Source organism: Pseudomonas sp. PDM03 (genome assembly GCF_014852385.1).
GTDB lineage: Bacteria > Pseudomonadota > Gammaproteobacteria > Pseudomonadales > Pseudomonadaceae > Aquipseudomonas > Aquipseudomonas migulae.
The window spans coordinates 56449-80952 of the sequence record NZ_JACVBM010000006.1 but is presented as its reverse complement, the minus strand read 5'-3'; the positions used below and the strand labels follow the sequence as shown (position 1 = coordinate 80952).

Here is a 24504-nt window from a genome sequence, read left to right as displayed (position 1 = left end):
AACACCTTATTCGCCGGCGCACATGCGCCATCCACTACAGGGCGCCGAAGCGCCAAACATAAGCAAATTATATGCCCGAAACCGTAGCGTTTGCCTAGAGCGCTGTAACAATAAAAAAGTATTGATTTTTTATCGAGACAAGCGCTCGGGCAGCCAGCCAGACACCTCTGTGCTTACAGGCGGAACTCATGGCCCAGATAGACTTCTTTCACGAGGTCGTTGGCCAGGATGGTGGCCGAATCACCTTCGGCGATCAGTTGGCCATCGTTGACGATGTAGGCGGTTTCGCAGATATCCAGCGTCTCACGGACGTTGTGGTCGGTGATCAGCACGCCAATGCCCTTGGCCTTGAGGTGGTAGATGATCTGCTTGATGTCGCCCACCGAAATCGGGTCCACGCCGGCGAACGGTTCGTCGAGGAGGATGAATTTCGGGTTGGTGGCCAGTGCCCGGGCGATTTCCACGCGGCGGCGCTCGCCACCGGACAGGCTCATGCCGAGGCTGTCGCGGATGTGGCTGATGTGGAATTCCTGCAGCAGGCTTTCCAGTTCCTTGCGGCGATCGGCCTTGTCGAGTTCCTTGCGGGTCTCGAGGATCGCCATGATGTTGTCGGCGACCGAGAGTTTGCGGAAGATCGACGCTTCTTGCGGAAGATAGCCGATACCTGCCTTTGCACGACCGTGCATCGGCTGGTGGCTGACGTCCAGATCATCGATCAGTACGCGACCCTGATCCGCCTGAACCAGGCCGACAATCATGTAGAAACAGGTGGTTTTACCGGCGCCGTTAGGGCCAAGCAGGCCGACGATCTGACCGCTGTCGATAGACAGGCTGACGTCGCGCACGACCTGACGGCTCTTGTAGCTCTTGGCCAAATGCTGAGCTTTCAGAGTTGCCATTACTGGGCCTTTTGCTCGTCGGTTTTCTTTTTCGGCTGGATAACCATGTCGATACGCGGACGCGACTCGGTCACATTGGTGCCCGTGGCACGGCCTGCGCTGGCAAGCTTTTTGTTGGTGTCGTAGACGATTTTCTCGCCTTGGGTGACGTTGCCGTCTTTATCGACAACTTTGGCGCGATCGATCAGCACGACGCGGTCTTGCGAGGCGTGGTACTGGATGGTGACGCCCCAGCCCTGAACCGGCTTGGTGTCGCCCGCCGTTTGCAGTTGTTCGAAATAGGCAAGGTTGCCCACCGAAGTCACCACGTCGATGTCGCCCGCAGGGGTGCGGGTCATGGTTACAGTATTGCCTTTAACGATCATCGAACCTTGGGTGATGATCACGTCGCCTTTATAGGTGGCAATACCGTTCTTGTCGTCCAGTTGGGCGTCGTCGGCCTGGATGCGGATCGGCTGCTGTTGATCGTTCGGCAGAGCCCAGGCGCTCACGCTTCCCAGTGCTGCGCTCAGACCGAGCAAAATAGGGAGAGTTTTAACGAGCCTCATACTGTCCTCTTACGTTCGATAGCAGGTGTATCCTGCTTTCTTTCAAATACGCTTTCATTCCCTTGCCAGTCGATACACCGCCAGCGCCGTCGATTCTAACGGGTTGCTCGGTCTGCGCATATTGCTGTTGCGGGAACACGGTCATACGGGTGGTGGTAATCAGGGTCTTGCGGTTTTTCTCGTCGAAACGCGTGATGCGCACCGAGTCGATCAGTTCGACCTGGGTGCCGTCCGGGTTGACCTCGCCGTGTTCGCTCTGGACGTGCCAAGGGAACTGGGTGCCGCGGAACAGGTTCAGGTCCGGGTTGGTCAGCAGCGTCACTTCGGTCGCCTTCAGGTGTTCAACCTTGTCGGACGTCATTTCGTATTGCAGTTTGCCATCCGGCAGGAACTGGACGCTGTGCGCGTTGATCGCGTAGTAGTCGATTTCGCTTTCATCGACCTTTGCCACAGGCTTGTCGAGGAAGCGCTCCGGGCTGATGTTCCAGTAGCCGACCGCAGCAAATATCGCTGCGATGCAACCGAACATCAGGATGTTGCGAAATTTCTTGCTCAGCATAGTTGGCTCACAGGTACGCGGCGTTGGCCGCATCGAGGCGGCCCTGGGCGCGCAGGATCAATTCGCAGAATTCGCGAGCGGCACCCTCGCCACCACGGGCCTGGGTGATGCCGTGGGCGTGTTCACGCACGAAGCTGGCGGCATTGGCCACCGCCATGCCCAGGCCAACGCGGCGGATCACCGGCAGGTCTGGCAGGTCGTCGCCGAGGTAGGCGACTTGTTCATAGCTTAGATTGAGCTGTGCGAGAAGCTCGTCAAGCACCACCAGTTTATCTTCACGGCCCTGATAAAGGTGGGGAATACCGAGGTTCTTCGCCCGTCGCTCGACCACCGGGGTCTTGCGGCCGCTGATGATAGCCGTCTGCACGCCCGCTGCCATCAACATCTTGATGCCATGGCCGTCGAGTGTATTGAATGTCTTGAATTCGCTGCCGTCTTCAAGGAAGTACAGGCGTCCGTCGGTCAGGACGCCGTCAACGTCGAATACCGCCAGTTTGATCTGTTTGCCGCGTTGCAGCAGGTCCGTGCTCATTACATTACTCCCGCGCGCAGCAAGTCGTGCATGTTCAAGGCGCCGACCGGGCGGTCTTCGCTATCGACCACGACCAGCGCGTTGATTTTATGGTCTTCCATGATTTTCAGGGCCTCGGCCGCGAGCATCTCGGCGCGGGCGGTCTTGCCGTGAGCGGTCATGACCTGGTCGATCGTCGCGCTGTGGATGTCGATGCTGCGATCCAGGGTGCGGCGCAAATCGCCGTCGGTGAAGATCCCGGCGAGTTTGCCGTCGGCTTCCAGGATCACGGTCATACCCAGACCCTTGCGGGTCATTTCCATCAGCGCGTCCTTGAGCAGGGTGCCGCGCTGGACTTGCGGCAGCTCCTGCCCGGCGTGCATGACGTTTTCCACTTTCAACAGCAGGCGTCGGCCCAGCGCGCCACCAGGGTGGGAAAAGGCGAAGTCTTCAGCAGTAAAGCCGCGGGCTTCCAGCAGCGCAACGGCCAGGGCGTCGCCCATGACCAGCGCCGCAGTGGTCGACGATGTCGGCGCCAGGTTCAACGGGCAGGCTTCATGCTCGACGTGCGCGTTGAGGTTGACCTCGGCGGCCTTGGCCAGCGGTGAGTCGGGGTTGCCGGTCACGCTGATCAGTTTGATGCCCAGGCGCTTGATCAGCGGCAGCAGGGTCACGATTTCGTTGGTGGAACCGGAGTTCGACAGGGCCAGGATGATGTCGTCGCGGGTGATCATGCCCATGTCGCCGTGACTGGCTTCGGCCGGGTGCACGAAGAATGCCGTGGTGCCGGTGCTGGCCAGGGTGGCCGCGATCTTGTTGCCGATGTGCCCTGATTTGCCCATGCCGACCACGACTACGCGGCCTTTGCTGGCCAGAATCATCTCGCAAGCGCGTACGAAATCTGCGTCGATGTGGGGCAGCAAGCCTTCTACGGCTTCCAGTTCGAGGCGGATGGTGCGTTGTGCTGATTGAATCAGGTCGCTGGATTGGCTCATGTCAGAAATCGTATAGCCTGATGAAAAGGCGGCGATTATAGCGGTAATGATCGAAACCCTCACGCAAGTTCGTCGCGCTTTGTCATTCCCTGTTACCGAAACCCTCCGAGTGAATGCTTTTTGCCTGTCATGTTGCTGAACATGGCCCGGCTTGGCGCTTGGGCGCTTGGCCTTTGCAGTGATATAGTTCGCCGCCAGTTCGGCCTGCCCGGGAGGTATGTGCTTTCGTCAGAAAGTCAGGCGTCCGAGTGAGAGGCTGCATCGCAAGGAGTTTAGATGAGTGCCGATAACGCCTACGCGGTCGAGCTGAAGGGACTGACCTTCAAGCGCGGTTCGCGCAGCATTTTCAATAACGTCGATATCCGTATTCCACGCGGCAAGGTCACCGGCATCATGGGGCCTTCCGGGTGTGGCAAGACCACATTGCTGCGTTTGATGGGCGCACAGCTGCGTCCCACCAAGGGCGAAGTCTGGGTCAACGGTCAAAACCTGCCGAAGCTGTCGCGCAGCGATTTGTTCGACGCTCGCAAGCACATGGGCGTGCTGTTTCAGAGCGGCGCACTGTTTACCGATCTCGATGTGTTCGAGAACGTCGCCTTTCCGCTTCGCGTTCATACCGAGCTTCCGGAAGAAATGATCCGGGACATCGTCCTGCTCAAATTGCAGGCCGTGGGCCTGCGTGGCGCCATCGACCTGATGCCCGAGGAACTGTCCGGCGGCATGAAGCGTCGTGTGGCGCTGGCCCGGGCAATTGCTCTCGATCCGCAGATTCTCATGTATGACGAACCCTTCGTCGGTCAGGACCCGATCGCCATGGGCGTCCTGGTGCGCTTGATCCGCCTGCTCAACGACGCGCTGGGCATCACCAGTATCGTGGTCTCCCACGATCTGGCCGAGACGGCGAGCATCGCCGACTACATCTATGTGGTGGGCGAAGGTCAGGTGTTGGGGCAGGGCACGCCCGAGGAGCTGATGAACTCGCAGGAGCCGCGAATTCGCCAATTCATGACCGGCGAACCCGACGGCCCGGTGGCGTACCACTTTCCAGCGACGGATTACCGCGCAGATCTTCTGGGGAAGCGTTGATGCGCAAGATTTCACTATTGGAGCGCGTGCGCCGGTTCGGCCACTCAGGCATCGATGTGCTGGCGGTGTTCGGTCGTTCGACGATCTTCCTGTTTCATGCCTTGCTCGGCCGTGGCGGTATCGGCGGCGGGTTCGGGCTGCTGATCAAGCAATTGCATTCGGTGGGCGTGATGTCCCTGGTGATCATCGTGGTCTCCGGGGTGTTCATCGGCATGGTGCTGGCGCTGCAGGGGTTCAACATCCTGTCCAGCTATGGTTCGGAGCAGGCGGTCGGGCAGATGGTTGCGCTGACGTTGCTGCGTGAACTGGGCCCCGTGGTCACGGCGTTGTTGTTCGCCGGGCGCGCCGGTTCGGCCCTGACGGCTGAAATCGGCAACATGAAGTCCACCGAGCAGTTGTCCAGTCTGGAAATGATTGGTGTCGACCCGCTCAAGTACATCATTGCCCCGCGCCTGTGGGCCGGCTTCATTTCCCTGCCGGTGCTGGCGATGATTTTCAGCGTGGTGGGTATCTGGGGCGGTTCGTGGGTGGCCGTCGACTGGCTGGGTGTCTATGAAGGTTCCTACTGGTCGAACATGCAAAACAGCGTGACCTTTGCCGACGATGTGCTGAACGGCATCATCAAAAGCATTGTCTTCGCTTTTGTCGTGACCTGGATCGCCGTATTCCAAGGCTATGACTGCGAGCCCACATCCGAGGGGATCAGTCGTGCCACTACCAAGACCGTTGTGTACGCCTCGTTGGCGGTACTCGGCCTGGACTTTATTCTGACCGCCTTGATGTTTGGAGATTTCTGATGCAAAACCGCACCCTGGAAATCGGTGTCGGCCTTTTCTTGCTGGCTGGCATCCTGGCTTTGCTGTTGCTGGCGTTGCGGGTGAGTGGCCTGTCCCCGAGCGCAACCAACGATACTTATAAACTTTATGCGTATTTCGACAATATCGCCGGTTTGACGGTCAGAGCTAAAGTGACCATGGCCGGTGTGACCATCGGCAAGGTCACGGCGATCGATCTGGACCGCGACAGTTTCACCGGTCGAGTGACGATGCAGCTGGAAAAGCGCGTAGATAACCTGCCGAATGACTCCACTGCATCTATCCTGACTGCTGGCCTGTTGGGCGAGAAGTACATCGGTATCAGCGTGGGCGGCGAAGAAGCCCTGCTCAAGGATGGTGGAACCATCCATGACACCCAGTCATCGCTGGTGCTCGAGGACCTGATCGGTAAATTCCTGCTCAATACCGTTAGCAAAGACGCCAAATGAGGAGCTTTTGAATGATCTCTACCTTGCGACGTGGCCTGTTGGTATTACTCGCGGCCCTGCCGTTGATGGCTAACGCCGTGGCGGCGCCTTCCGCGCACGAACTGGTACAAGACACCACGACCCGGTTGCTGGCGGATCTGTCGGCCAACAAAGAGAAGTACAAACAGGACCCGCAGGACTTTTACACGGCGCTGAACACCATCGTCGGGCCTGTGGTGGATGCCGAGGGCATCTCCAAGAGCATCATGACGGTCAAATATTCGCGCAAGGCCACGCCGGCGCAAATGAAGACCTTTGAAGAGAACTTCAAGAAAGGCCTGTTCCAGTTCTATGGCAACGCCTTGCTCGAGTACAACAACCAGGGCATCGTCGTCGACCCTGCCAAGGATGAGTCGGGAGACCGCACCAGCGTTGGCATGACGGTCAAAGGCAGCAACGGCGCGATCTATCCTGTGTCCTACACGCTCGAGAAGATCAACGGCGAGTGGAAGCTGCGTAACGTGATCATCAACGGTATCAACATCGGCAAGCTGTTCCGCGACCAATTCGCCGATGCGATGCAGCGCAATGGCAACGACCTGGACAAGACCATCAATGGTTGGGCCGGTGAAGTCGCCAAGGCCAAGGAAGCCAGCCAGAAGCAATCCACCGAGCAGCAGACCCAATGAGTGTATCGGCCATTCGCATGAACGAATCCGGTGAACTGATGCTCAGCGGCATGCTGGACTACCTCACCGGCCCGGGCCTGCGCAAGCAGGGCCAGGCGCTGATCAAGGCCAGCAAGTCCCCGGCACTGGTGGTGGACTGTTCGGCGGTGTTGAAATCCAGCAGCGTCGGCTTGTCGTTGCTGCTGTGTTTCATGCGGGATGCGCACGAGGCCGGCAAGACGCTGAGCATCCGCGCGATGCCCGAAGACATGCGCGAAATCGCTCAGGTCAGCGAAATGACCGAGCTGTTGGCGCATCCCTAACCGCATCGACAGAGAAGCCCCCCGTCAGAGTCCTGCTTCGCGGGGTTCGCAGGCGCGGGGCTTTTTTGTATGATGTCCGACCCGCGCGCACAGGGCGCCGATTGAGGTTGAGCATGCAGGCCGTAGAAGTGAAGAGCTTCCTTGAAGGAAAGCTGCCAAACACGCAGGTGGAAGTTGAAGGTGAAGGCTGCAATTTTCAGCTGAATGTGATTAGCGATGAACTGGCGGCGTTGAGCCCGGTGAAGCGTCAGCAGCAGGTCTATGCCCATTTGAACCCATGGATCACCGATGGCAGCATCCATGCGGTCACTATGAAATTTTTCAGCAGCGCGGCCTGGGCCGAGCGCACCTGAGCCCAAGGGCGTCGAGATTCTTATGGATAAATTGATTATTACCGGTGGCGCTCGTCTTGATGGCGAGATCCGCATTTCCGGGGCAAAGAACTCTGCCCTGCCGATCCTGGCTGCAACTTTGCTGTGCGATGGCCCGGTTACCGTTGCCAACTTGCCGCACCTGCACGACATCACCACCATGATCGAGCTGTTCGGTCGCATGGGTATCGAGCCGGTGATCGACGAGAAACTCAGCGTCGAAATCGACCCGCGCACCATCAAGACCCTGATCGCTCCGTACGAACTGGTTAAAACCATGCGTGCGTCGATCCTGGTACTGGGCCCGATGGTTGCCCGTTTCGGTGAAGCCGAAGTCGCACTGCCTGGCGGTTGCGCCATCGGCTCGCGTCCGGTGGACCTGCACATCCGTGGTCTTGAAGCCATGGGCGCGGTCATCGACGTCGAAGGCGGCTACATCAAGGCCAAGGCGCCTGAAGGCGGCCTGCGTGGCGCGCACTTCTTCTTCGACACCGTCAGTGTGACCGGTACCGAAAACATCATGATGGCCGCTGCCCTGGCCAAGGGCCGCAGCGTGCTGGCCAACGCCGCGCGCGAACCTGAAGTCGTCGACCTGGCGAACTTCCTGATCGCCATGGGTGCCAAGATCACTGGCGCCGGCACCGACACCATCACCATCGATGGCGTCGAGCGTCTGCACACCACCACTTACAAAGTGATGCCTGACCGCATCGAAACCGGCACCTACCTGGTTGCCGCCGCCGTGACCGGTGGTCGTGTGAAGGTCAAGGACACCGATCCGACCATCCTCGAAGCCGTCCTGGAGAAACTCCGTGAGTCGGGTGCCGAAATCACCTGCGGCGAAGACTGGATCGAGCTGAACATGCACGGCAAGCGGCCGAAAGCCGTCAACGTGCGCACCGCTCCGTACCCGGCGTTCCCGACCGACATGCAGGCGCAGTTCATCTCGCTCAACGCCATTGCCGAAGGCACCGGTGCCGTGATCGAGACGATCTTCGAAAACCGCTTCATGCACGTTTACGAACTGCACCGCATGGGCGCCAAGATCCAGGTCGAAGGCAACACCGCCATTGTCACCGGTACCGAGAAGCTGAAAGGCGCGCCAGTCATGGCCACCGACCTGCGTGCTTCGGCCAGCCTGGTGATCTCGGCGCTGATCGCTGAAGGCGACACCCTGATCGACCGCATCTACCACATCGACCGTGGTTATGAGTGCATCGAAGAGAAACTGCAGATGCTCGGCGCCAAGATCCGCCGCGTACCGGGCTAGTTTTTTGCTGCATGGGCATAAGGATGTGCCCGTTGAATTCGTTTCAAGTCGAGGGCTTCTTTTTTTATTGAGAGAGCCCACGATGTGTGTCCGGCGCCATTTGCGACCGGGCATCAGTAGCCTGATAAGGACTGACGTTTCCCATGTTGACCATCGCACTGTCCAAGGGCCGCATCCTTGACGACACCCTGCCGCTTCTGGCTGAAGCGGGCATCGTGCCGACCGAGAATCCGGACAAGAGCCGCAAGCTGATCATCCCCACGACCCAGGAAGATGTACGCCTGCTGATCGTGCGCGCCACCGATGTGCCGACCTATGTCGAGCATGGTGCCGCTGACCTGGGCGTCGCCGGTAAAGATGTGCTGATGGAATATGGCGGCCAGGGCTTGTACGAGCCACTGGACCTGCGCATTGCCCTCTGCAAGCTGATGACCGCTGGCCGTGTCGGCGATGTCGAGCCCAAGGGCCGTTTGCGGGTGGCGACCAAGTTCGTCAACGTTGCCAAGCGTTACTACGCCGAACAGGGCCGTCAGGTCGACATCATCAAGCTATACGGCTCGATGGAGCTGGCGCCGCTGATCGGTCTGGCGGACAAGATCATCGACGTGGTCGACACCGGCAACACCCTGCGCGCCAATGGCCTGGAACCCCAGGATTTCATTGCCGACATCAGCTCCCGGCTGATCGTCAACAAAGCTTCGATGAAAATGCAGCACGCCCGTATCCAGGCGTTGATCGACACCCTGCGCAAGGCAGTGGAGTCTCGACACCGCGGCTGATTCACCTGCGCGACTTTGAGTCGCGCCCGTCTATCCGCCTCATAGCCAGAATCTCAGGTGCCCAAGCGGAAACGACTGCTAAGTTAGGGCGCCTGAGTTTTTGCCATTCCTATGAGGCTCTCGCTATGACCGCACCGACTGCAATTCGCCGACTCAACGCTGCTGATCCGGATTTCGCACATCATCTGGATCATCTGCTGAGCTGGGAAAGTGTGTCTGACGACTCGGTCAATCAGCGGGTGCTGGACATCATCAAGGCCGTGCGCGAGCGTGGCGATGCGGCGCTGGTGGAATTCACCCAGAAGTTCGACGGCCTGGAAGTCGCCTCGATGGCCGACCTGATCCTGCCGCGCGAGCGCCTGGAACTGGCGCTGACCCGAATCACCGTGCCGCAGCGCGAAGCGCTGGAAAAAGCCGCGGCCCGTGTGCGCAGCTACCACGAAAAGCAGAAACAGGATTCCTGGAGCTACACCGAGGCCGATGGCACCGTGCTGGGCCAGAAGGTCACGCCGCTGGATCGCGCCGGTCTTTATGTCCCGGGCGGTAAAGCGTCGTACCCGTCGTCCGTGCTGATGAATGCGATTCCGGCCAAAGTGGCGGGCGTGACCGAAGTGGTCATGGTAGTGCCGACCCCACGTGGTGAAATCAACGAGCTGGTATTGGCCGCTGCGTGCATCGCTGGCGTCGATCGTGTGTTCACCATCGGTGGCGCCCAAGCCGTTGCCGCGTTGGCGTACGGCACCGAAAGCGTGCCGAAGGTCGACAAGGTGGTCGGCCCGGGCAATATCTATGTCGCCACCGCCAAGCGTCACGTGTTCGGCCAGGTCGGCATTGACATGATCGCCGGCCCGTCGGAAATCCTCGTTGTGTGCGACGGCCAGACCGATCCGGACTGGATCGCCATGGACCTGTTCTCCCAGGCTGAGCACGACGAAGACGCCCAGGCGATTCTGGTCAGCCCGGACGCCGCATTCCTCGACAAGGTTGCCGCCAGCATCGCCAAACTGCTGCCGACCATGGAGCGCGCCGAGATCATCGAAACCTCGATCAATGGTCGTGGGGCGCTGATCCAGGTTCGCGATATGGAACAAGCCATCGAAGTGGCCAACCGCATCGCACCGGAGCACCTGGAGTTGTCGGTCGCCGATCCACAAGCGTGGTTGCCGCAGATCCGTCACGCCGGCGCAATCTTCATGGGCCGTCACACCTCCGAAGCCTTGGGCGACTACTGCGCCGGCCCGAACCACGTGCTGCCGACCTCCGGCACTGCTCGTTTCTCGTCGCCGCTGGGCGTGTACGACTTCCAGAAACGCTCGTCGATCATCTTCTGCTCCGAGCAGGGTGCGTCGGAACTGGGCAAGACCGCTTCCGTGCTGGCCCGTGGCGAGTCGCTGACCGCCCACGCCCGCAGTGCCGAATACCGCATCATCGACGACAAGCAGGGGAACTGAGATGAGTAAATTCTGGAGCCCGTTCGTCAAGAACCTGGTGCCTTACGTGCCGGGCGAACAACCGAAACTGGCGAAACTGGTGAAGCTCAACACCAACGAAAACCCATACGGCCCATCGCCAAAAGCCCTGGCGGCGATGCAGACCGAGCTCAACGACAACCTGCGTTTGTACCCGGACCCGAATAGCGACCTGTTGAAAAACGCAGTCGCCAAGTACTACGGCGTGCAAAGCAATCAGGTGTTCCTCGGCAATGGTTCCGATGAAGTCCTGGCGCACATCTTTCACGGTTTGCTGCAACACGATCAGCCGGTGCTGTTCCCGGACATCAGCTACAGCTTTTACCCGGTCTACTGCGGGTTGTACGGCATCACGTTCGACGCGGTGCCGCTGGACGAACAGTTCCAGATCAACCCGGCGGATTACGCCAAGCCAAACGGCGGGATCATCTTCCCGAACCCGAACGCGCCGACCGGTTGCCTGCTGGCGCTGGACGCGGTTGAGCAAATCCTCAAGGCCAGCCCGGATTCGGTGGTCGTGGTGGATGAGGCTTACATCGACTTTGGTGGCGAGACGGCGATCAGCCTGGTGGACCGTTATCCGAATTTGCTGGTGACTCAGACCTTGTCCAAGTCCCGTTCTCTGGCTGGCCTGCGGGTCGGTCTGGCGGTGGGGCATCCGGACCTGATCGAGGCGCTGGAGCGGATCAAGAACAGCTTCAACTCTTACCCGCTGGACCGCCTGGCGAACGTCGGTGCAGCCGCCGCGTTCGAAGACCGCGAGTACTTCGACAAGACCTGCGGGTTGGTCATCGAGAATCGCGAGAAGGTCGTTGCACAACTGCAAGCCAAGGGCTTTGAAGTGCTGCCGTCAGCGGCGAACTTCATCTTCGCCCGGCATCCACAGCACGATGCGGCGGGGCTGGCAGCGAAGTTGCGCGAGCAAGGCGTGATCGTCCGACACTTCAAGCAGGAGCGCATTGCGCAGTTCCTGCGGATTTCGATTGGCACACCTGAACAGAATCAGGCACTGATCGACGGCCTCGGCGACCTGTAAATCGCTATCGCTGGCAAGCCAACTCCTACAGTGAACTGTGTCGTACACAACTCCTGTGATCGACATAAACCCTGTAGGAGCTGGCTTGCCGGCGAAAGGCTCACCACAGAACCAATGCCTTACTCGTGATGCGGCTCGCCCAGAAACGTCAGCGAACTGAACAATCCCCGACTGCTCACGTCAGCGTTGTCCTTAACCGGCAGTTCCATCTGCGCAGCAATCACATTCAGCCCTTCATTACGCACCAACACCTGCGCCCGTCCCTGCGCATCGGTCTCGGTGCTCAACGTATTCGGCGCGTTGCGGTAATCGCCTGTCAGCTTCACCCCCGCCACCGGCTTGCCATCCAGTAGCACCCGCACCGGCAACGACTTGCCCGGCCCGACCGTCAGCGGATCGACCTCCGGCAAAATCAGCAATTTCATCTGATCAAGCGACGGCAATTTCGCCCCCGGTTGGTAGATCGCCAGGCTGTACTTGAACGTCTGGATCGACTCGATTGCGCCCGGTACTTTGCTGCGCCCTTCGTTGACCCACTTCTTGTCGGCAGTTTGCGACCACAGGCCATTGTTCAGCGCTACGACCATGACGGCCGGTGGTTTCAGCGGTTGCAGGCGGGCGTGGTCGGCGAGCCGTTGCACGGTTACCGGGATCATTTTGCCGTTGACGTCATACGCCCAGGCGCCGCTGATCTTTTGCGGTTTAAAGGCATTGTCCTCGGCGCCGTGGCCGTAAACCACTTCGATGTTGCCACGGCGTTGTTCGGTCCATAGACCATGGGCCGAGGCTTCAGTGGCGAAGAGCAGACCGAGCACGGCCAAGGGGTTGAGAAGGTGCATGGTGACGTCCTTTTACAGATTGAGTGTCAGGCTGACGGTGAAATTGCGCGGCTCGCCGGGATTGACCCAGTAGTTGCTGTAAGAGCGCTCGAAGTATTTCTCGTCGAAAAGGTTGTTCAGGTTCAGGCCCACAGTGACGTTGTCGCTGGCCTTGTAATGGGCCAGCAGGTCGACGGTTTGGTAAGCCGGCAGTTCGAAGTCAGCGCCGGCTTCACCCGAGCGATCGCCGACATAGGTGAATACTGCGCCGAGGTCTGAACCGCGCAGACGGCCTTCCTGAAATTCATAAACTCCCAGCAGACTGCCGCTGCGCCTGGCTACGCCGAGGATGCGGCTGCCGGTAGGAATGACCTTGTCGCCCTTGGTGACTTCGGCGTCGATGTAGGCAAACGCGCCGATCACCCGCACGGCGTCGCTCACTTGCCCGGCGACTTGCAGATCAAAGCCCTGGCTGCGCGCCTTGCCCATGGCGCGACTGGTATCGGTGCCGGGGTCTAGGGCCAGCACGTTTTCCTTGTCGATTCGAAAAGCGGCGAGGGTGCTGCTCAGGCGGTTGTCGAATAGCTCGGTCTTGATCCCGACTTCATAGCCGACCCCTTCTTCCGGGTCGAAGGATTTGCCGGTGGCGTCCAGGCCGTTGTTCGGTTTGAACGAGGTGGAGGCGTTGGCGAACACGCCGACTTCAGGCGTCAGTTGATAGAGCAGACCGGCCCGTTGAGTCAGCGCATCGTGCCTCTGGCGACTGGTCGCAATGCGCGTGTGATCGTCGATGCTTTGCTGGAAATGTTCGATGCGCGCACCGAGCATGCCGCGTAGTTTGTCGGAAAAGACAATCTGGTCCTGCACGTTCAGCGCCTGGCTTTCGACATGCTCGAAAAAGTCTGTGCCTGAGCGGGCACCGTTGGGTTTCGGTTGGCCGTAGACCGGCTGATAGATGTCGATGGCGTAGCCACCGCCGGCAATCGTGGTCACCCGTTCGTTCTTGCGGTAGTTCTCGTATTCGCTGCCGATCAGCAGTTCGTGCTGCCAGCCACCGAGGTCGAACAGACCCCGCAATTCGAGCTGGGTAATGCTGTCGTGCCAATCGTTGTCGCGCTCGCGGTAGCGGCGATTGACCGTGTGGCCGTTGGCATTCAATGGCCGCGCCTCGGAGGCGAACCCCCAGAGTTTGCCTTCCTTGTAATGGCTGGCCAGGCGCAGCTTCCAAGCGTCGTTGAGCTGATGTTCGAGGGCGGCTTGCAGGCTGTTGTTGTGGTTGTCGATGTCGCCGTCATTGGGTTCGCCGAGGAAGGTCGAGCGCGAGACGCCGCTCCACTTGTTGTTCGGGGCGACGATGCCACGGTCGAACGTCGAACTGTGACGGACGAATTCGCTTTCCACCAGCAAATGGGTGTCCGTGTTCAGCTGCCAGCTGAAGGAGGGCGCGACGAACACACGGCGGCTCTCAACGTGATCGCGAAAACTGTGGTTGTCCTCGACGGCCAGGTTAACGCGGGATAGCACATGGCCGTCGTCGTCCAGCGGCGTGTTGATGTCCAGCGCGGTGCGATAGCGGTCCTGACTGCCGGCGCTGGTCTGCAGCGTGGTGAAGGCCTCGGGTTGCGGTTTCTTGGTGACGATGTTTACCGTACCGCCTGGATCACCACGGCCATAGAGACTGGCTGCCGGACCTTTGAGCACTTCGATGCGCTCGATGTTCGCCACGTCCGGTGTGCTCGGGTAACCCCGGTTGGCGCTGAAGCCGTCCTTATAGAACTCGGAGGTGGTGAAGCCACGCACGCTGTATTCATAGAGCGTCAGGCCACCGAAATTGTTCTGCTTCGACACGCCGCCGGCAAAGTCCAATGCGCGCTCGACGCTATTACTGCCGAGGTCCTTGAGCACGCTGGCGGGAATCACGCTGATGGATTGCGGAATGTCGCGAAGGGCAGTGTCGGTTTTGGTCGCGCTGGAGGAGCGGGTGGCGCGGTAGCCTTTGACCGGGCCAGTGGGGGATTCGTAGTCGGAGGTGACGCTGATGGCGTCCAGTTCGAGCGGGCTTGAGTCTTCGGCGAAGACCGGATCTGCGAGCAGGCCAAAGGTGAGCCCCGCCACAGAAACCATTGTTCGAGACGACATGTTATGTTGTTCCAATATTAATATTGAAACAATATAACATGTCTAATGAGAATGTATGCTGTTAGCCCGAATGCCTCGGGCCAGCGCTTACTGCTCTTCTTTTTCCTTCACTGGCGCCGGTGGCGGGCGCAAGCCGATTTCAGCGGTGAGCTTCAGCTCCTTGCCGTTGCGCATCACCTGAACCGTGACTTTGTCGGTCGGTTTGATCCGCGCGACCTGGTTCATCGAGCGGCGACCATCACCGGCCGGTTCGCCGTCGATGGTGAGAATCACGTCGCCCAATTGCAGGCCGGCCTTCTGCGCCGGACCGTCACGGAAAATCCCCGCGACCACAATGCCCGGACGTCCCGACAGGCCATACGACTCCGCCAGCTCCTGGCTCAACGGCTGCACTTCGATACCGAGCCAGCCGCGAATCACCTGGCCGTGTTCGATGATCGACTTCATCACTTCCATCGCCAGTTTGACCGGGATCGCGAAACCGATGCCTTGCGAACCGCCGGACTTGGAGAAGATCGCCGTGTTGATCCCGGTCAGGTTGCCATTGGCATCCACCAGCGCACCGCCGGAGTTGCCGGGATTGATCGCTGCGTCGGTCTGGATGAAGTCTTCGTAGTTGTTCAGGCCCAGCTGGTTACGGCCGGTGGCGCTGATGATGCCCATGGTCACGGTCTGGCCGACGCCGAACGGGTTGCCGATGGCCAGTGCGACGTCGCCGATGCGGATGTTGTCGGAGCGGCCGACGGTGATCGACGGCAGGTTTTTCAGATCGATCTTCAGGACCGCAAGGTCGGTTTCCGGGTCGCTGCCGATGACGCGGGCCAGGGTTTCACGCCCGTCCTTCAACGCGACGACAATCTGGTCGGCGCCGCTGGTCACGTGGTTGTTGGTCAGCAGGTAGCCTTCCGGGCTCATGATCACGCCGGAGCCGAGGCTCGATTCCATGCGTTTCTGCTTGGGCGCGTTGTCGCCGAAGAAGCGACGGAACTGCGGGTCTTCGAACAGCGGATGGTTCGGCTTGTTGATGACTTTGGTGGTGTACAGGTTCACCACCGACGGCGCAGCGGTGGTGACGGCGTCGGCATAGGACACCGGACCTTGCTGCATGGTGGTGGTTTGCGGGGCTTGTTGCAGGTTGACGTCGAGGCTTGGAAGCCCGACCCACTGCGGGTAACGCTGGATGATCAATAGAGCGATAAGCACGCCGGCCAACAGCGGCCAGCCGGAAAAACGCAGCGCCTTGAGCATTAAGCACGTCCTGAGAGGTTGCAGGCGGTTAGAGACCGCCCATAATGTCGCGCATTATACGAGGCCGCGCGCGCCTCTGAACGGGATATTTAGGAGTCTTTTATGGCCGTCGCCCTGAGCACCCTGGTCGAAGAAGCCGACCGTTATCTGAACAGTGCAAAGATTGCCGATTATTGCCCCAACGGGTTACAGGTCGAAGGCCGACCGCAGGTGATGCGCATCGTCAGTGGCGTCACGGCCAGTCAGGCGTTGCTGGATGCAGCGGTTGAAGCGCAGGCCGATCTGGTGCTGGTGCATCACGGTTACTTCTGGAAGGGCGAGAACCCGTGCATCACCGGCATGAAGCAGCGTCGGTTGAAAACCCTGCTCAAGCACGACATCAGCCTGCTGTCCTATCACTTGCCGCTGGACCTGCACCCGGAAGTCGGTAACAACGTGCAACTCGCCCGTCAGTTGGACATCACCGTCGAAGGGCCGCTGGATCCGGATAACCTCAAGATTGTCGGTCTGGTCGGCTCGTTGAACGAACCGGTGACGCCGCGTGATTTCGCTCGCCGCGTGCAGGAAGTCATGGGCCGCGAGCCGCTGCTGATTGAGGGCAGCGAGATGATTCGTCGGGTCGGCTGGTGCACCGGTGGCGGCCAGGGGTATATCGATCAGGCGGTCTTGGCGGGCGTCGATCTGTACCTCAGCGGTGAGGCGTCCGAGCAAACCTTCCACAGCGCCCGGGAAAACGACATCAGTTTCATCGCCGCCGGTCACCACGCCACCGAGCGTTATGGTGTGCAGGCGCTGGGGGATTACCTGGCGCGACGGTTTGCGCTGGAGCACATCTTCATCGATTGCCCGAATCCGATTTGATTTTCACACAGCTCCTACAAGGTCCCTGGGCCCAAACGAGGGGGTATATTCATATACCCTTTCGATCTAGCTCGCGTCCTGATTAGAAGAGGTCGCTGTGCTAGGATTCCCCGCTCGAACACGGCCCGCTGGCCGTCCATAAGATCGTTTTCGTGAGTAGCCATGGTCGACAAACTGACGCATCTGAAACAGCTGGAGGCCGAAAGCATCCACATCATCCGCGAGGTCGCCGCCGAGTTCGATAACCCGGTGATGCTGTACTCCGTCGGTAAAGATTCCGCCGTGATGCTGCACCTTGCACGCAAGGCATTCTTCCCGGGCAAATTGCCGTTCCCGGTGATGCACGTCGACACCCGGTGGAAGTTCAAGGAAATGTACGAATTCCGCGACCGCATGGTCGAAGAACTCGGCCTGGACCTGCTGGTGCACGTGAACCCCGATGGCGTGGCCCAGGGCATCAACCCGCTGACCCACGGTAGCGCCAAGCATACCGACATCATGAAAACCGAGGGCCTGAAACAGGCGCTCGACAAGTACGGTTTCGACGCCGCTTTCGGTGGCGCTCGCCGCGACGAAGAGAAGTCCCGCGCCAAAGAGCGCGTGTATTCCTTCCGCGACACCAAGCACCGCTGGGACCCGAAAAACCAGCGTCCAGAGCTGTGGAACGTCTACAACGGCAACGTCAACAAGGGCGAATCGATCCGCGTTTTCCCATTGTCGAACTGGACCGAACTGGACATCTGGCAGTACATCTATCTCGAAGGCATCCCGATTGTGCCGCTGTATTTCGCCGCCGAGCGCGACGTCATCGAGATGAATGGCACCTGGATCATGATCGACGACGAACGCCTGCTCAATCACCTGAGCGACGAAGACAAGGCGCGCATCGTCAAGAAGAAAGTCCGTTTCCGTACACTGGGTGACTACCCGCTGACCGGTGCGGTCGAGTCCGAGGCCACCAGCCTGACCGACATCATTCAGGAAATGCTCCTGACGCGAACTTCCGAACGCCAGGGCCGGGTCATCGATCACGATGGCGCAGGCTCGATGGAAGAAAAGAAACGTCAGGGTTATTTCTAAGGGGTTGTCATGTCGCACGCATCTGATTTGATCAGCGAGGACATCCTCGCCTACCTGGGCCAGCACGAACGCAAGGAAATGCTGCGCTTTCTGACCTGTGGCAACGTCGACGACGGCAAGAGCACCCTGATCGGGCGCCTGCTGCACGACTCCAAGATGATCTACGAAGATCACCTGGAAGCCATTACCCGCGACTCGAAAAAAGTCGGCACCACCGGCGAAGACATCGACCTGGCATTGCTGGTCGACGGCCTGCAGGCCGAGCGTGAGCAGGGCATCACCATCGATGTCGCTTACCGCTACTTCTCCACCGCCAAGCGCAAATTCATCATCGCCGACACCCCCGGCCATGAGCAGTACACCCGCAACATGGCCACCGGTGCATCCACCTGTGACCTGGCGATCATCCTGGTCGACGCCCGCTACGGCGTGCAGACCCAGACCCGTCGCCACAGCTTCATCGCCTCGTTGCTGGGCATCAAGCACATCGTGGTCGCCATCAACAAGATGGACCTCAATGGCTTCGACGAAAGCGTGTTCGAGTCGATCAAGGCCGATTACCTGAAGTTCGCCGAAGGCATCGCGTTCAAGCCGACCACCATGGCCTTCGTGCCGATGTCGGCGCTGAAGGGCGACAACGTGGTGAACAAGTCCGAGCGCTCGCCGTGGTACACCGGCCAGTCGCTGATGGAAATTCTCGAAACCGTCGAAATCGCCAGCGACCGCAACTACACCGACCTGCGTTTCCCGGTGCAGTACGTCAACCGTCCGAACCTGAACTTCCGTGGTTTCGCCGGCACCCTGGCCAGCGGCGTCGTGCACAAGGGCGATGAAGTCGTTGTGCTGCCGTCGGGCAAGAGCAGCCGTGTGAAATCCATCGTCACCTTCGAAGGTGAGCTGGAGCATGCCGGTCCGGGTCAAGCGGTGACGCTGACCATGGAAGACGAGATCGACATCTCTCGCGGCGACTTGCTGGTGCACGCCGACAACCTGCCGCAAGTGACTGACGCCTTCGACGCCATGCTGGTGTGGATGGCCGAAGAACCGATGCTGCCGGGCAAGAAATACGACATCAAGCGCGCTACGACGTACGTGCCGGGCTCGATCACCAGCATCGTCAACCGCGTTGACGTGAACACCCTGGAAGAAGGTCCTGCCAGCGCGTTGCAGTTGAACGAGATCGGTCGCGTCAAGATCAGCCTCGACGCCGCCATCGCGCTGGACGGTTACGCGAGCAACCGCACCACCGGTTCGTTCATCGTCATCGACCGTTTGACCAACGGCACTGTTGCCGCCGGCATGATCATCGCTCAGCCGTTGGCGCATGGCAGCAGCACGCACCACGGCAAACTGGCGCACGTTGCCACCGAAGAACGCGCTCAGCGTTTCGGCCAACAGCCGGCCACCGTGTTGTTCAGCGGCTTGTCGGGCGCGGGCAAAAGCACTCTGGCGTATGCGGTTGAACGCAAGTTATTCGACCTGGGCCGTGCGGTGTTTGTGCTCGATGGCCAGAACCTGCGTCACGACCTGAACAAAGGTCTGCCACAGGATCGCGCCGGGCGTACTGAGAACTGGCGTCGTGCCGCGCACGTTGCGCGTCAGTTCAACGAAGCCGGTCTGCTGACCCTCGCTGCGTTTGTTGCGCCGAGTGCAGAAGGGCGTGAGCAGGCCAAGGACCTGATCGGCAAGGAGCGTCTGCTGACGGTCTACGTCCAGGCCTCGCCGACGGTCTGTGCCGAGCGTGATCCGCAAGGTTTGTACGCAGCGGCCGGGGATAACATTCCGGGCGATTCCTTCCCGTACGACGTGCCGCTGGACGCCGACCTCGTGGTCGACACCCAGTCGCTGTCGCTGGAAGAAAGCGTCAAGCAAGTGCTGGATCTGCTGCGCAAGCATGGCGCGATCTAAGCGTTAGCTGCTCATGAAAAACCCGCCGATGAGTGATCATCGGCGGGTTTTTTTGTGGGGCAACTCGGTCAACTGTGGGAGCTAGCCTGCTAGCGATTGCGGTGATTCAGGCAATAAATCTGCTGAATGTGAACCCGCTATCGCCAGCAGGCTGGCTCCCACAGTAGGTCAGTGTTTATCGGGATACTCGCGATGCATCTGCGTCAACAACGCATCCTTGTCTAACCAAAGCTGATTGATCCACCCCTGAAACTGCAACCGATACTCCCCATCCTGGTCGTAGTTCTTGCCAATAAACTGCGGCGGAATCTTCAACTCCTGAAAGTGCACCACAACATCTTCAACGTTCCCGCAGAGCAGATCCCAATACCCCGGACGCCCACCCGGATAGTGAATCGTCACGTTGACGATCGACTCCAGCTGCTCACCCATGGCGTCCAGCACAAACGCAATGCCACCAGCCTTGGGTTTGAGCAAATACTTGAACGGGGATTTCTGCTGCGCATGCTTGCCTTCGGTGAAGCGCGTGCCTTCGACGAAATTGAAAATCCCCACCGGGTTATCACGAAACTTCTCACAGGTCTTGCGCGTGGTTTCCAGGTCTTTGCCTTTCTTCTCCGGGTGCTTTTCCAGGTAAGCCTTGGAATAGCGCTTCATGAACGGAAAGCCCAGCGTCCACCAGGCCAGGCCAATCACCGGCACCCAGATCAGCTCTTGCTTGAGAAAGAACTTCAGCGGCTGGATACGACGGTTGAGCACGTACTGCAACACCATGATGTCGACCCAGCTCTGGTGGTTGCTGGTGATCAGGTACGAGTGCTGATAGTCCAGCCCTTCAAGGCCGCTGAGGTGCCAGCGGGTGCGGCGGACCAGGTTCATCCAGGCCTTGTTGTTGCTGATCCAGGCTTCATGGGTATGGTTCATCAGCCAGCGCGTGAAACGCTGGGTGAGGGCGAACGGCAACACCTTGAAAATCGCCACGCAGAACAGAAACGAGCAGAGCAGAATCGTATTCAGTGCCAGCAACAACGATGCAATCACGCCGCGTGCGGCGGCAGGCAGGAAATCCAGCATTTAAACATCCAGAGGTCGGTTGGCAGCTTGAATCGCGGTCAACGCGATGGTGTACACGATGTCGTCGACTTGCGCGCCACGCGGCAGGTCGTTCACCGGTTTGCGCAGGCCTTGCAGCATCGGGCCGAGGCTGACGCAGTCGGCGCTGCGCTGCACGGCTTTGTGCGTGGTGTTGCCGGTATTCAGGTCGGGGAACACGAACACCGTGGCGCGGCCGGCGACCTGACTGTTCGGCGCCAGTTGCCGGGCAACGGTTTCGTTGGCGGCGGCGTCGTACTGCAACGGGCCGTCGATCAGCAGCGAATGTTGTTGTTCGTGGGCGAGCAACGTCGCCTCGCGGACCTTCTCGACCTCTTCGCCGCTGGCCGATTCACCGCTGGAGTAGCTGATCATCGCCACGCGCGGCGTAATGCCGAACGCTGCTGCCGAGTCCGCACTTTGCAGGGCGATCTCGGCCAGTTCCGTGGCGCTCGGGTGCGGGTTCATCACGCAGTCGCCGTAGACCAGCACCTCTTCGGGAAACAGCATGAAGAACACCGACGACACCAAGGTGCAGCCTGGCGCGGTCTTGATCAATTGCAAGGCCGGGCGGATGGTGTTGGCGGTGGAGTGAATGACGCCGGACACCAGACCGTCGACTTCATCCAGCGCCAGCATCATCGTGCCGATCACCACGGTGTCTTCCAGTTGCTGCTCGGCCATCGGCGCGTTGAGGCTTTTGGTCTTGCGCAGCGCAACCATCGGCTCGACGTAACGTTCGCGAATCAGGTCCGGATCGAGAATCTCCAGGCCTGGCGGCAGCTCGATATCGTGGGCACGCGCCACGGCTTCGACATCCGCCGGTTTCGCCAGCAACACGCAACGGGCAATGCCGCGCGCCTGGCAGATCGCCGCGGCTTGCACGGTCAGCGGCTCACTGCCTTCGGGTAGCACGATGCGCTTGTTGGCGGCCTGGGCGCGCTGGATCAATTGATAACGGAACACCGCAGGCGACAGGCGCATTTCCCGTGGCGTGCCGCAACGCTGGTGCAGCCAGTTGGCGTCGAGGTGGCTGGCGACGAAGTCGGTGATGATCTCCGCACGCTCGCGGTCGTCGATCGGGATTTCCTTGTTCAAACCGTTCAGCTGGTTCGCGGTGTCGTAGGAGCCGGTGCTCACCGACAACACCGGCAAACCGGCCTGCAAGGCGCCACGGCACAGGTCCATGATGCGCGGGTCGGGCAGGGTGTCGCTGGTCAGCAGCAGGCCGGCCAGCGGCACGCCGTTCATGGCGGCGAGGCTGACGGCGAGGATGATGTCGTCGCGATCGCCAGGCGTCACCACCAGCACGCCGGGCTTGAGCAGCTCCACGGTGTTGCGCATGGTGCGTGCACAAATGATGATTTTGGTCATGCGCCGGGTTTCGTAGTCGCCGGCATTGAGGATTTGCGCGCCCATCAGATCGGCCACGTCGCGGGTGCGCGGCGCGTTCAGTTCCGGCTGGTACGGGATGCAGCCGAGCAAGCGGAAATCACCGCTGCGCAGCAACGGCGAATGCTCCTTGAGGCGCGAGGCGAAGGCCTCCATGCTCTCGTCGGTCCTGACCTTGTTGAGGATCACGCCGAGGACTTTCGGGTCTTTCGGCCCGCCGAACAATTGCGCCTGCAACTCCACGCGACCGGAGAGCTCGGTCAGCACTTCGTTTTCCGGTGCCGAAACCAGAATCACGTCGGCGTCCAGACTCTTGGCCAAATGCAGATTGACCCGCGCGGCGTAACTGGCGCTGCGGGTCGGGACCATGCCTTCGACGATCAGCACGTCCTTGCCGATGGCCGCTTGCTGATAGAGCGTGATGATTTCTTCGAGCAACTCATCGAGCTGGCCGTCGCCGAGCATGCGCTCGACGTGCGCCAGGCCCAGCGGTTGCGGCGGTTTCAAACCGTGGGTTCGCGCCACCAGTTCGGTGGAGCGCTCCGGCCCGGTATCACCCGGATGCGGCTGGGCAATCGGTTTGAAAAAGCCGACTTTGAGGCCGGCCCGCTCTAGGGTGCGCACCAGCCCGAGGCTGATGGAGGTCAGACCCACACCAAAATCGGTGGGCGCGATAAAAAAAGTTTGCATGCGGATTCTCTGGAGGTGCATGGCAAAGGCGATCATCTATAGCTGACGATCTACCGAAATTCAGTCGCCAAGGTTATCGCTAACCGAGCCTTGTGCGCACCACCCGCAATCAAAGGGCTGACCTATTTTTTCATGACGCAGCAGTGGGTCCATGACCCAGGCGCGCGATTGCCACGGCGGTTGGTGGCGCAGGTGCTGCGTGTGGCCACAGGACAGCTCGGCCACCCAATGCCCGTCCTCGTCCTGATGAAAACCTGTGACCGTCGAGCCTGGCGCCGCATTCCGTCTGTCCGGGTTGTGTTCGCTTTCGGACGATTGCTTCGCTAAACTTGGCCTTTCTAAATTCTTATGCAAAAGGTCTCGCCCCATGCTGATCGCCGCCAATAAGGCTGTCTCCATCGACTATACCCTGACCAACGACGCTGGTGAGGTCATCGACAGCTCCGCCGGCGGCGCGCCGCTGGTCTACCTGCAAGGCGCAGGTAACATCATTCCGGGCCTGGAAAAGGCTCTGGAAGGCAAAGCAGTCGGCGACGAGCTGACCGTGGCCGTTGAACCTGAAGACGCTTACGGCGAATACGCTGCCGAACTGGTCAGCACCCTGAGCCGCAGCATGTTCGAAGGCGTCGACGAGCTGGAAGTGGGCATGCAGTTCCACGCTTCCGCGCCGGACGGCCAAATGCAGATCGTGACCATTCGCGATCTGGACGGCGACGATGTCACTGTCGACGGTAACCACCCGTTGGCCGGTCAGCGCCTGAACTTCCAGGTCAAGATCATCGCCATCCGTGACGCCAGCCAGGAAGAAATCGCTCATGGTCACGTCCATGGCGAAGGTGGCCATCACCACTGATTTTCTGCGCTAAGCTCAGAGAACTGGAGAGGCGCCCGAGGGCGCCTTTTTAGTCCGCGGCTGTCCCCGATGACACCGCTAAGTGGCTGTTTCGAGAAGAACACGGGAATCTGGAGTACGTCATGAGTGCTTTTCACGACCTTAAATTGACAGCCCTGGATGGTCAGGAGCTTCCGCTGGCGCCCTTCAAGGGGAACGTCGTGCTGGTGGTCAACGTTGCCTCCAAATGTGGCTTGACCCCACAGTACGCGGCGCTGGAAAACCTCTATCAACAGTACAAAGGCAAGGGTTTCAGCGTGCTGGGCCTGCCGTGTAACCAGTTTGCCGGACAGGAACCAGGTACCGAGAAAGAGATCCAGGAGTTCTGCAGCCTCAACTATGGCGTGACCTTTCCGTTGTCCAGCAAGCTGGAAGTCAACGGTCATGAGCGTCATCAGTTGTACCGCCTGCTGGCGGGCGAGGGGGCTGAATTCCCGGGTGATATCACCTGGAATTTCGAAAAATTCCTGCTCGGCAAGGATGGTCGCGTACTGGCGCGGTTCTCGCCGCGTACGGCGCCGGATGATCCCACTGTCATTCAGGCAATCGAAAAAGCCCTGAGCTGAAATCCCCCCTCTGTAGGAGCCGGCTTGCTGGCGATCCAGGCGACGCGGTATGTCAGGAATA

At 59.9% G+C, this 24504-nt stretch carries 26 protein-coding genes; 15 read left to right on the top strand and 11 right to left on the bottom strand.

What is annotated here, in order from left to right:
- Positions 1–173 precede the first annotated feature (173 nt).
- Genes lptB through IB254_RS11590 form a run of 5 tightly spaced genes read right to left on the bottom strand, consistent with a single transcriptional unit; the run spans position 174 to position 3512 of the window.
- Entirely contained in the window at positions 174–899 is a 726-nt protein-coding gene (gene lptB / locus IB254_RS11610) for an LPS export ABC transporter ATP-binding protein (RefSeq protein WP_008026918.1), read from the bottom strand.
- Positions 899–1447 (bottom strand): lipopolysaccharide transport periplasmic protein LptA, encoded by a 549-nt coding sequence (gene lptA, locus IB254_RS11605; protein ID WP_192417376.1) that lies wholly within the window; start codon positions 1445–1447, stop codon positions 899–901. The genes lptB and lptA overlap by 1 nt, the downstream gene beginning before the upstream one ends.
- A complete protein-coding gene (gene lptC, locus IB254_RS11600) occupies positions 1434–2006 on the bottom strand; it encodes an LPS export ABC transporter periplasmic protein LptC (RefSeq protein ID WP_008026921.1) in 573 nt (190 codons plus the stop codon). The genes lptA and lptC overlap by 14 nt, the downstream gene beginning before the upstream one ends.
- A gap of 7 nt (positions 2007–2013) precedes the next feature.
- On the bottom strand, positions 2014–2538 hold the full coding sequence (locus tag IB254_RS11595) for a KdsC family phosphatase (RefSeq protein WP_192417375.1): 525 nt from the start codon (positions 2536–2538) through the stop codon (positions 2014–2016).
- Positions 2538–3512 carry a KpsF/GutQ family sugar-phosphate isomerase gene (locus IB254_RS11590; protein WP_192417374.1) on the bottom strand — a complete coding sequence of 325 codons (975 nt, stop codon included), beginning with the start codon at positions 3510–3512 and terminating at the stop codon, positions 2538–2540. Before IB254_RS11590 ends, IB254_RS11595 begins: the two co-directional genes overlap by 1 nt.
- 276 nt (positions 3513–3788) lie before the next feature.
- On the opposite strand from IB254_RS11590, the gene IB254_RS11585 reads away from it, so the two are divergent.
- The 10 genes from IB254_RS11585 to hisC all read left to right on the top strand — a co-directional run bounded on the left by IB254_RS11585 (position 3789) and on the right by hisC (position 11757).
- The gene (locus IB254_RS11585; RefSeq protein ID WP_008026926.1) at positions 3789–4598 is read left to right on the top strand and encodes an ATP-binding cassette domain-containing protein; all 810 of its coding nucleotides are present in this window, start codon (positions 3789–3791) and stop codon (positions 4596–4598) included.
- Complete coding sequence (mlaE, locus tag IB254_RS11580; RefSeq protein ID WP_008026928.1) at positions 4598–5395, top strand: lipid asymmetry maintenance ABC transporter permease subunit MlaE; 798 nt, start codon at positions 4598–4600, stop codon at positions 5393–5395. The genes IB254_RS11585 and mlaE overlap by 1 nt, the downstream gene beginning before the upstream one ends.
- Positions 5395–5862 (top strand): outer membrane lipid asymmetry maintenance protein MlaD, encoded by a 468-nt coding sequence (gene mlaD, locus IB254_RS11575; RefSeq protein ID WP_008026930.1) that lies wholly within the window; start codon positions 5395–5397, stop codon positions 5860–5862. Before mlaE ends, mlaD begins: the two co-directional genes overlap by 1 nt.
- Before the next feature lie 11 nt (positions 5863–5873).
- The gene (locus tag IB254_RS11570) at positions 5874–6530 is read left to right on the top strand and encodes a phospholipid-binding protein MlaC (RefSeq protein WP_192417373.1); all 657 of its coding nucleotides are present in this window, start codon (positions 5874–5876) and stop codon (positions 6528–6530) included.
- A complete protein-coding gene (locus IB254_RS11565) occupies positions 6527–6832 on the top strand; it encodes a lipid asymmetry maintenance protein MlaB (protein ID WP_192417372.1) in 306 nt (101 codons plus the stop codon). The genes IB254_RS11570 and IB254_RS11565 overlap by 4 nt, the downstream gene beginning before the upstream one ends.
- A 113-nt stretch (positions 6833–6945) precedes the next feature.
- Positions 6946–7185 (top strand): BolA family protein, encoded by a 240-nt coding sequence (locus IB254_RS11560; protein WP_150710210.1) that lies wholly within the window; start codon positions 6946–6948, stop codon positions 7183–7185.
- A 22-nt stretch (positions 7186–7207) separates the two neighbouring features.
- Positions 7208–8473 carry a UDP-N-acetylglucosamine 1-carboxyvinyltransferase gene (gene murA, locus IB254_RS11555; RefSeq protein ID WP_017336551.1) on the top strand — a complete coding sequence of 422 codons (1266 nt, stop codon included), beginning with the start codon at positions 7208–7210 and terminating at the stop codon, positions 8471–8473.
- 143 nt (positions 8474–8616) lie between these two features.
- A complete protein-coding gene (hisG, locus tag IB254_RS11550) occupies positions 8617–9252 on the top strand; it encodes an ATP phosphoribosyltransferase (RefSeq protein WP_008026940.1) in 636 nt (211 codons plus the stop codon).
- Between the two features lie 125 nt (positions 9253–9377).
- Positions 9378–10703 (top strand): histidinol dehydrogenase, encoded by a 1326-nt coding sequence (gene hisD, locus IB254_RS11545; protein ID WP_192227734.1) that lies wholly within the window; start codon positions 9378–9380, stop codon positions 10701–10703.
- A 1-nt stretch (position 10704) separates the two neighbouring features.
- Positions 10705–11757, top strand: a complete 1053-nt coding sequence (hisC, locus tag IB254_RS11540) for a histidinol-phosphate transaminase (RefSeq protein ID WP_008037367.1) — start codon at positions 10705–10707, stop codon at positions 11755–11757.
- A 119-nt stretch (positions 11758–11876) separates the two neighbouring features.
- On the opposite strand, the gene IB254_RS11535 is transcribed toward hisC, so the two are convergent.
- From IB254_RS11535 to algW, 3 genes are all read right to left on the bottom strand, one after another.
- Entirely contained in the window at positions 11877–12596 is a 720-nt protein-coding gene (locus tag IB254_RS11535) for a DUF4198 domain-containing protein (protein ID WP_192417371.1), read from the bottom strand.
- 12 nt (positions 12597–12608) lie between these two features.
- Positions 12609–14714, bottom strand: coding sequence for a TonB-dependent siderophore receptor (locus tag IB254_RS11530; protein WP_192417370.1), 2106 nt, complete (start codon positions 14712–14714; stop codon positions 12609–12611).
- An 87-nt stretch (positions 14715–14801) separates the two neighbouring features.
- On the bottom strand, positions 14802–15962 hold the full coding sequence (gene algW, locus IB254_RS11525; protein WP_008026944.1) for a Do family serine endopeptidase AlgW: 1161 nt from the start codon (positions 15960–15962) through the stop codon (positions 14802–14804).
- Between the two features lie 102 nt (positions 15963–16064).
- Here algW and IB254_RS11520 point away from each other — a divergent pair, with 102 nt between their 5' ends.
- From IB254_RS11520 to cysN, 3 genes are all read left to right on the top strand, one after another.
- Complete coding sequence (locus IB254_RS11520; protein ID WP_008037366.1) at positions 16065–16823, top strand: Nif3-like dinuclear metal center hexameric protein; 759 nt, start codon at positions 16065–16067, stop codon at positions 16821–16823.
- 162 nt (positions 16824–16985) lie between these two features.
- On the top strand, positions 16986–17903 hold the full coding sequence (gene cysD, locus IB254_RS11515; protein ID WP_008026947.1) for a sulfate adenylyltransferase subunit CysD: 918 nt from the start codon (positions 16986–16988) through the stop codon (positions 17901–17903).
- Between the two features lie 9 nt (positions 17904–17912).
- The gene (gene cysN / locus IB254_RS11510) at positions 17913–19811 is read left to right on the top strand and encodes a sulfate adenylyltransferase subunit CysN (RefSeq protein WP_192417369.1); all 1899 of its coding nucleotides are present in this window, start codon (positions 17913–17915) and stop codon (positions 19809–19811) included.
- Between the two features lie 168 nt (positions 19812–19979).
- On the opposite strand, the gene IB254_RS11505 is transcribed toward cysN, so the two are convergent.
- From IB254_RS11505 to IB254_RS11495, 3 genes are read right to left on the bottom strand one after another with little or no spacing between them, the layout of a single operon-like run.
- Entirely contained in the window at positions 19980–20885 is a 906-nt protein-coding gene (locus IB254_RS11505; protein ID WP_192417368.1) for an acyltransferase, read from the bottom strand.
- On the bottom strand, positions 20886–22985 hold the full coding sequence (pta, locus tag IB254_RS11500) for a phosphate acetyltransferase (protein ID WP_192417367.1): 2100 nt from the start codon (positions 22983–22985) through the stop codon (positions 20886–20888). It lies immediately after the preceding gene.
- A gap of 60 nt (positions 22986–23045) precedes the next feature.
- Positions 23046–23384 carry a DUF3565 domain-containing protein gene (locus IB254_RS11495; RefSeq protein WP_192417366.1) on the bottom strand — a complete coding sequence of 113 codons (339 nt, stop codon included), beginning with the start codon at positions 23382–23384 and terminating at the stop codon, positions 23046–23048.
- Here IB254_RS11495 and IB254_RS11490 point away from each other — a divergent pair.
- Together IB254_RS11490 and IB254_RS11485 are read left to right on the top strand one after the other, a co-directional pair.
- Positions 23353–23838, top strand: coding sequence for an FKBP-type peptidyl-prolyl cis-trans isomerase (locus tag IB254_RS11490; RefSeq protein ID WP_008026954.1), 486 nt, complete (start codon positions 23353–23355; stop codon positions 23836–23838). The genes IB254_RS11495 and IB254_RS11490 overlap by 32 nt on opposite strands.
- 122 nt (positions 23839–23960) lie before the next feature.
- Positions 23961–24443 carry a glutathione peroxidase gene (locus IB254_RS11485; protein WP_008026956.1) on the top strand — a complete coding sequence of 161 codons (483 nt, stop codon included), beginning with the start codon at positions 23961–23963 and terminating at the stop codon, positions 24441–24443.
- Positions 24444–24504: the final 61 nt, after the last annotated feature.

Bases quoted from the DNA above. Each gene is read 5' to 3' on its own strand.
- lptB (WP_008026918.1), bottom strand. From the start codon at position 899: ATGGCAACTCTGAAAGCTCAGCATTTGGCCAAGAGCTACAAGAGCCGT.
- mlaE (WP_008026928.1), top strand. From the start codon at position 4,598: ATGCGCAAGATTTCACTATTGGAGCGCGTGCGCCGGTTCGGCCACTCA.
- cysD (WP_008026947.1), top strand. From the start codon at position 16,986: ATGGTCGACAAACTGACGCATCTGAAACAGCTGGAGGCCGAAAGCATC.
- murA (WP_017336551.1), top strand. From the start codon at position 7,208: ATGGATAAATTGATTATTACCGGTGGCGCTCGTCTTGATGGCGAGATC.
- IB254_RS11520 (WP_008037366.1), top strand. From the start codon at position 16,065: ATGGCCGTCGCCCTGAGCACCCTGGTCGAAGAAGCCGACCGTTATCTG.
- hisC (WP_008037367.1), top strand. From the start codon at position 10,705: ATGAGTAAATTCTGGAGCCCGTTCGTCAAGAACCTGGTGCCTTACGTG.
- hisG (WP_008026940.1), top strand. From the start codon at position 8,617: ATGTTGACCATCGCACTGTCCAAGGGCCGCATCCTTGACGACACCCTG.
- IB254_RS11495 (WP_192417366.1), bottom strand. From the start codon at position 23,384: ATGGAGACAGCCTTATTGGCGGCGATCAGCATGGGGCGAGACCTTTTG.
- IB254_RS11595 (WP_192417375.1), bottom strand. From the start codon at position 2,538: ATGAGCACGGACCTGCTGCAACGCGGCAAACAGATCAAACTGGCGGTA.
- IB254_RS11570 (WP_192417373.1), top strand. From the start codon at position 5,874: ATGATCTCTACCTTGCGACGTGGCCTGTTGGTATTACTCGCGGCCCTG.
- IB254_RS11585 (WP_008026926.1), top strand. From the start codon at position 3,789: ATGAGTGCCGATAACGCCTACGCGGTCGAGCTGAAGGGACTGACCTTC.
- hisD (WP_192227734.1), top strand. From the start codon at position 9,378: ATGACCGCACCGACTGCAATTCGCCGACTCAACGCTGCTGATCCGGAT.
- algW (WP_008026944.1), bottom strand. From the start codon at position 15,962: ATGCTCAAGGCGCTGCGTTTTTCCGGCTGGCCGCTGTTGGCCGGCGTG.
- pta (WP_192417367.1), bottom strand. From the start codon at position 22,985: ATGCAAACTTTTTTTATCGCGCCCACCGATTTTGGTGTGGGTCTGACC.
- IB254_RS11505 (WP_192417368.1), bottom strand. From the start codon at position 20,885: ATGCTGGATTTCCTGCCTGCCGCCGCACGCGGCGTGATTGCATCGTTG.
- IB254_RS11590 (WP_192417374.1), bottom strand. From the start codon at position 3,512: ATGAGCCAATCCAGCGACCTGATTCAATCAGCACAACGCACCATCCGC.
- IB254_RS11565 (WP_192417372.1), top strand. From the start codon at position 6,527: ATGAGTGTATCGGCCATTCGCATGAACGAATCCGGTGAACTGATGCTC.
- cysN (WP_192417369.1), top strand. From the start codon at position 17,913: ATGTCGCACGCATCTGATTTGATCAGCGAGGACATCCTCGCCTACCTG.
- IB254_RS11485 (WP_008026956.1), top strand. From the start codon at position 23,961: ATGAGTGCTTTTCACGACCTTAAATTGACAGCCCTGGATGGTCAGGAG.
- lptC (WP_008026921.1), bottom strand. From the start codon at position 2,006: ATGCTGAGCAAGAAATTTCGCAACATCCTGATGTTCGGTTGCATCGCA.
- IB254_RS11535 (WP_192417371.1), bottom strand. From the start codon at position 12,596: ATGCACCTTCTCAACCCCTTGGCCGTGCTCGGTCTGCTCTTCGCCACT.
- lptA (WP_192417376.1), bottom strand. From the start codon at position 1,447: ATGAGGCTCGTTAAAACTCTCCCTATTTTGCTCGGTCTGAGCGCAGCA.
- mlaD (WP_008026930.1), top strand. From the start codon at position 5,395: ATGCAAAACCGCACCCTGGAAATCGGTGTCGGCCTTTTCTTGCTGGCT.
- IB254_RS11560 (WP_150710210.1), top strand. From the start codon at position 6,946: ATGCAGGCCGTAGAAGTGAAGAGCTTCCTTGAAGGAAAGCTGCCAAAC.
- IB254_RS11490 (WP_008026954.1), top strand. From the start codon at position 23,353: ATGCTGATCGCCGCCAATAAGGCTGTCTCCATCGACTATACCCTGACC.
- IB254_RS11530 (WP_192417370.1), bottom strand. From the start codon at position 14,714: ATGTCGTCTCGAACAATGGTTTCTGTGGCGGGGCTCACCTTTGGCCTG.